Source organism: Micromonospora sp. NPDC049282 (assembly GCF_043197045.1).
In the GTDB taxonomy this organism is placed as follows: Bacteria; Actinomycetota; Actinomycetes; order Mycobacteriales; family Micromonosporaceae; genus Micromonospora.
Map to the genome: position 1 here is coordinate 1 of NZ_JBICSL010000039.1, position 5,364 is coordinate 5,364.

Consider the following 5,364-nt stretch of genomic DNA (forward strand, 5'->3'; position numbering starts at 1 on the left):
GACTGAAAGATTGTCCGGCGGTGTCCTACTCTCCCACACCCTCCCGAGTGCAGTACCATCGGCGCTGGAGGGCTTAGCTTCCGGGTTCGGAATGTGACCGGGCGTTTCCCCTCCGCCATGACCGCCGTAACTCTATGAACATGTCAAACAAACCCATAGGGTTGCTTGTTCGTTCAGAGTTGCACAGTGGACGCGTAGCAGCTTGGTAGTCAAGTCCTCGGCCTATTAGTACCGGTCAACTGAACCCGTTACCGGGCTTACATTTCCGGCCTATCAACCCAGTCGTCTAGCTGGGGGCCTTACCCCACCAAAGTGGGTGGGATACCTCATCTTGAAGCGAGCTTCCCGCTTAGATGCTTTCAGCGGTTATCCCTTCCGAACGTAGCTAACCAGCCGTGCCCCTGGCGGGACAACTGGCACACCAGAGGTTCGTCCGTCCCGGTCCTCTCGTACTAGGGACAGCCCTTCTCAAGTATCCTACGCGCACGGCGGATAGGGACCGAACTGTCTCACGACGTTCTAAACCCAGCTCGCGTACCGCTTTAATGGGCGAACAGCCCAACCCTTGGGACCTGCTACAGCCCCAGGATGCGACGAGCCGACATCGAGGTGCCAAACCATCCCGTCGATATGGACTCTTGGGGAAGATCAGCCTGTTATCCCCGGGGTACCTTTTATCCGTTGAGCGACACCGCTTCCACATGCCAGTGCCGGATCACTAGTCCCGACTTTCGTCCCTGCTCGACCTGTCAGTCTCACAGTCAAGCTCCCTTGTGCACTTGCACTCAACACCTGATTGCCAACCAGGCTGAGGGAACCTTTGGGCGCCTCCGTTACCCTTTAGGAGGCAACCGCCCCAGTTAAACTACCCACCAGACACTGTCCCTGAACCGGATAACGGTCCGAAGTTAGATACCCAAATCAACCAGAGTGGTATTTCAAGATTGCCTCCACCCATACTGGCGTATGGACTTCACCGGCTCCCACCTATCCTACACAAGCTAATTCAGATACCAATGTCAAGCTATAGTAAAGGTCCCGGGGTCTTTCCGTCCTGCCGCGCGTAACGAGCATCTTTACTCGTAATGCAATTTCGCCGGGCCTGTGGTTGAGACAGTGGGGAAGTCGTTACGCCATTCGTGCAGGTCGGAACTTACCCGACAAGGAATTTCGCTACCTTAGGATGGTTATAGTTACCACCGCCGTTTACTGGCGCTTAAGTTCTCCGCTTCGCCCCGAAGAGCTAACAGGTCCCCTTAACGTTCCAGCACCGGGCAGGCGTCAGTCCATATACATCGAATTACTTCTTCGCATGGACCTGTGTTTTTAGTAAACAGTCGCTTCCCCCTGCTCTCTGCGGCCATACAACGCTCCACCCGCATGGGGCTTCACGTCTCCGGCCCCCCTTCTCCCTAAGTTACGGGGGCAATTTGCCGAGTTCCTTAACCACAGTTCGCCCGATCGCCTCGGTATTCTCTACCTGACCACCTGTGTCGGTTTGGGGTACGGGCCGCTAAGAACTCGCTAGAGGCTTTTCTCGGCAGCATAGGATCACTGACTTCACCTGAATCGGCTCGGCATCACGTCTCAGCCTTATATGCGCCGCGGATTTGCCTACGGCACGGCCTACACGCTTACCCCGGCACAACCACCGGCCGGGCTCAGCTACCTTCCTGCGTCACCCCATCGCTTGACTACTACCCGCCAGGTTCCCACGCTCCCCGCTCTTGGTCCGAAGACCGCCAACAGTTCGGGTGGTTAGCACAACGAGGTTCGTCAGGGTCGCTCTTTCGCGGGTACGGGAATATCAACCCGTTGTCCATCGACTACGCCTCTCGGCCTCGCCTTAGGTCCCGACTCACCCAGGGCGGATTAGCCTGGCCCTGGAACCCTTGGTCATCCGGCGGAAGGGTTTCTCACCCTTCTTTCGCTACTCATGCCTGCATTCTCACTCGTGCCGTGTCCACAACTGGGTCACCCCGTCGCTTCACCCCCGGCACGACGCTCCCCTACCCATCCACACACCTGCACCCGATATCAAGACCGGGCGAAGTTGAAATGTGAATGCCACAGCTTCGGCGGTGTGCTTGAGCCCCGCTACATTGTCGGCGCGGAACCACTTGACCAGTGAGCTATTACGCACTCTTTAAAGGATGGCTGCTTCTAAGCCAACCTCCTGGTTGTCTATGCGACCCCACATCCTTTTCCACTTAGCACACGCTTAGGGGCCTTAGCTGGTGATCTGGGCTGTTTCCCTCTCGACTACGAAGCTTATCCCCCGCAGTCTCACTGCCGCGCTCTCACTTACCGGCATTCGGAGTTTGGCTGATTTCGGTAAGCTTGTGGGCCCCCTAGACCATCCAGTGCTCTACCTCCGGCAAGAAACACGCGACGCTGCACCTAAATGCATTTCGGGGAGAACCAGCTATCACGGAGTTTGATTGGCCTTTCACCCCTAACCACAGGTCATCCCCCAACTTTTCAACGTTGGTGGGTTCGGCCCTCCACGCGGTCTTACCCGCGCTTCAGCCTGCCCATGGCTAGATCACTCCGCTTCGGGTCTAGAGCATGCGACTGAATACGCCCTATTCAGACTCGCTTTCGCTACGGCTCCCCCTCCCGGGTTAACCTCGCCACATGCCACTAACTCGCAGGCTCATTCTTCAAAAGGCACGCCGTCACCCCGTAAGGCTCCGACGGATTGTAGGCGAACGGTTTCAGGTACTATTTCACTCCCCTCCCGGGGTACTTTTCACCATTCCCTCACGGTACTTGTCCGCTATCGGTCACCAGGAAGTATTTAGGCTTACCAGGTGGTCCTGGCAGATTCACGGCAGATTTCAGGAGTCCGCCGCTACTCGGGAACACCCACAGAAGACCAGCAGCTTTCACCTACCGGACTATCACCGTCTACGGTCAGCCATTCCAGACTGTTCGACTAACCACTGGCTTTGTAACTCCTCAAACGAGTGTCAGCTCGTTTCGCAGGGTCCCACAACCCCGACCACGCAACCCCTGACAGGTATCACACGCCGCCGGTTTAGCCTCAATCCGCTTTCGCTCGCCACTACTCACGGAATCACTATTTGTTTTCTCTTCCTACGGGTACTGAGATGTTTCACTTCCCCGCGTTCCCCCCACACACCCTATGTGTTCAGGTGCGGGTGACATCACATGACTGATGCCGGGTTCCCCCATTCGGACACCCTGGGATCACAGCTTGGTTGACAGCTCCCCCAGGCCTATCGCGGCCTCCCACGTCCTTCATCGGCTCCTGGTGCCAAGGCATTCACCGTTCGCCCTTGACAACTTGACCACAAAGATGCTCGCGTCCACTGTGCAATTCTCAACAAACAACCAACCCACAACCCGAACAGTCCCCACCAGACCCGACAACCGCCGGCGGTATGAAGACCAGGCCATGCCTGGCACCTTCGACGAGCAACCGCTCATCGCCAAGGCTCCGAAGAAAACAACCAACGGTTGTTCCTTCAGGACCCAACAGGGTGCTCTGCATCCTTCCCCAGCCGCACCAAGATCTTCATTCCCACCACCCCCGAAGGAGCGGCTGTACTAGAAGGATCCCGGCCGTTGCCGAGGAAAAACTCGCCAGTGTCTCCGCCATTGAGCACCCCACCACCACATTCGGGCAGCGCGGGCTCCATACCAGCTTTCGCCGGATGGTGCTCCTTAGAAAGGAGGTGATCCAGCCGCACCTTCCGGTACGGCTACCTTGTTACGACTTCGTCCCAATCGCCAGCCCCACCTTCGACGGCTCCCTCCACAAGGGTTGGGCCACCGGCTTCGGGTGTTGCCGACTTTCGTGACGTGACGGGCGGTGTGTACAAGGCCCGGGAACGTATTCACCGCAGCGTTGCTGATCTGCGATTACTAGCGACTCCGACTTCACGGGGTCGAGTTGCAGACCCCGATCCGAACTGAGACCGGCTTTTTGGGATTCGCTCCACCTCACGGTATCGCAGCCCATTGTACCGGCCATTGTAGCATGCGTGAAGCCCTGGACATAAGGGGCATGATGACTTGACGTCATCCCCACCTTCCTCCGAGTTGACCCCGGCAGTCTTCGATGAGTCCCCGCCATAACGCGCTGGCAACATCGAACGAGGGTTGCGCTCGTTGCGGGACTTAACCCAACATCTCACGACACGAGCTGACGACAGCCATGCACCACCTGTGACCGCCCCCGAAGGACCCCCCATCTCTGGAGGTTTTGCGGCCATGTCAAACCCAGGTAAGGTTCTTCGCGTTGCATCGAATTAATCCGCATGCTCCGCCGCTTGTGCGGGCCCCCGTCAATTCCTTTGAGTTTTAGCCTTGCGGCCGTACTCCCCAGGCGGGGCGCTTAATGCGTTAGCTGCGGCACAGGGAACCGGAGAGGCCCCCACACCTAGCGCCCAACGTTTACAGCGTGGACTACCAGGGTATCTAATCCTGTTCGCTCCCCACGCTTTCGCTCCTCAGCGTCAGTTTCGGCCCAGAGACCCGCCTTCGCCACCGGTGTTCCTCCTGATATCTGCGCATTTCACCGCTACACCAGGAATTCCAGTCTCCCCTACCGAACTCTAGCCTGCCCGTATCGCCTGCAGGCCCGCAGTTGAGCTGCGGGTTTTCACAGTCGACGCGACAAGCCGCCTACGAGCTCTTTACGCCCAATAAATCCGGACAACGCTCGCGCCCTACGTCTTACCGCGGCTGCTGGCACGTAGTTGGCCGGCGCTTCTTCTGCAGGTACCGTCACTTACGCTTCGTCCCTGCTGAAAGAGGTTTACAACCCGAAGGCCGTCATCCCTCACGCGGCGTCGCTGCATCAGGCTTCCGCCCATTGTGCAATATTCCCCACTGCTGCCTCCCGTAGGAGTCTGGGCCGTGTCTCAGTCCCAGTGTGGCCGGTCGCCCTCTCAGGCCGGCTACCCGTCGTCGCCTTGGTAGGCCATCACCCCACCAACAAGCTGATAGGCCGCGAGCCCATCCCAGGCCGAAAAACTTTCCACCACCGGTCATGCGACCAGAAGTCATATTCGGTATTAGCCCCGGTTTCCCGGGGTTATCCCAAAGCCTAGGGCAGGTTGCTCACGTGTTACTCACCCGTTCGCCGCTCGAGTACCCCGAAGGGCCTTTCCGCTCGACTTGCATGTGTTAAGCACGCCGCCAGCGTTCGTCCTGAGCCAGGATCAAACTCTCCAACAAAAACTTTGTCGGACACAATGTCCTGGCAACAAACAAATGTTGCCAAAGGAATCCCAACCAGCAACCATCCGAAGACAGCCACCAGTCCGGGGTATAAAACAATTGGCACTGGCTTATCAAGCACCCTGTTGAGTTCTCAAAGAACAACCACACACC

3 rRNA genes are annotated in these 5,364 nt (G+C 57.7%); all 3 read right to left on the reverse strand.

The features are described from left to right. Positions 1-12: 12 nt before the first annotated feature. Positions 13-129: ribosomal RNA gene (rrf, locus tag ACGFI2_RS30540) — 5S ribosomal RNA — on the reverse strand. A 76-nt stretch (positions 130-205) separates the two neighbouring features. Beyond that, positions 206-3,316: ribosomal RNA gene (locus ACGFI2_RS30545) — 23S ribosomal RNA — on the reverse strand. Positions 3,317-3,694: 378 nt separating this feature from the next. Beyond that, positions 3,695-5,208: ribosomal RNA gene (locus tag ACGFI2_RS30550) — 16S ribosomal RNA — on the reverse strand. The 16S, 23S and 5S rRNA genes sit together here, the layout of an rRNA operon. Positions 5,209-5,364: the final 156 nt, after the last annotated feature.